Origin of the sequence: Streptomyces sp. DH24 (assembly GCF_029813775.1) — a bacterium.
Lineage (GTDB): Bacteria > Actinomycetota > Actinomycetes > Streptomycetales > Streptomycetaceae > Streptomyces.
In genome coordinates this window covers 1-889 of record NZ_JARVKW010000095.1, presented here as the reverse complement: position 1 = coordinate 889, position 889 = coordinate 1, and the positions used below count along the sequence as shown (strand labels likewise).

Sequence of the window (889 nt, the reverse complement as noted above, 5' to 3'; positions counted from 1 at the left end):
TTATCTGCCGTGACCTCCAGGCGACCTGGATCGAGGCCGACTGCTCGAGCGAGTCGTAGGTGCGACAGGTCGTGGGGATTGTTGAGCGGCTGGTGCCGGATGAGCTGTGGGAGCTATTCCAGCGGGTGGTGCCGGAGGCGCCGTCGCGGCCTCAGGGTGGGGGCCGGCGTAGGCATGGCGACCGGGAGGTGCTGGCAGCGATCGTGTTCGTGGCCACGTCGGGCTGCACGTGGCAGCAACTCCCGACAGCGTCTTTCGGGCTGTCAGGGGCAACCGCCCACCGGCGGTTCAGCGAGTGGTCGAAGGCCCGGGTGTGGGCCAAGCTCCACCGCGCGGTGCTCGACGAGCTCGGTACCCGCGGCGAGCTGGACTGGTCCCGCTGCGCGATCGACTCGGTGAACATGCGGGCCCTGAAAAGGGGGACCTGACAGGTCCGAATCCTGTGGACCGGGGCAAGTATGGCTCGAAGATCCACTTGATCACCGAGCGGACCGGTCTGCCCATATCCGTCGGAATCTCGAGCGCGAACCTGCACGACAGCCAAGCCCTGATCCCCTTGGTCAAGGGCATTCCGCCGATCCGCTCCCGCCGTGGACGCAGGCGGCGCAAGCCGGGAAAGCTCCACGCCGACAAGGGCTACGACTATCCTCACCTGCGGCGATGGTTACGGAGATGCGGCATCACCCACCGCATCGCCCGTAAAGGGATCGAAAGCTCAAAACGGCTCGGACGACACAGGTGGACCATCGAGCGAACCATGTCTTGGCTCGCCGGCTGCCGCCGCCTCCACCGGCGCTACGAACGCAAAGCAGACCACTTCCTCGCCTTCACCAGCATCGCCTGCACCCTCATCTGCTACCGCAGGCTCACCAAATGAGATGACGTCTAA

1 protein-coding gene is annotated in these 889 nt (G+C 65.6%); it reads left to right on the top strand.

Annotation, left to right across the window (positions count from 1 at the left end; all coding sequences use genetic code 11):
- The first annotated feature begins 77 nt into the window (after positions 1 to 77).
- A protein-coding gene (locus QC282_RS31990) for an IS5 family transposase (RefSeq protein WP_279553100.1) occupies positions 78 to 877 on the top strand; the annotation gives its coding sequence in 2 pieces (ribosomal slippage) (positions 78 to 413 and positions 416 to 877; 798 coding nt in all).
- Positions 878 to 889 lie beyond the last annotated feature (12 nt).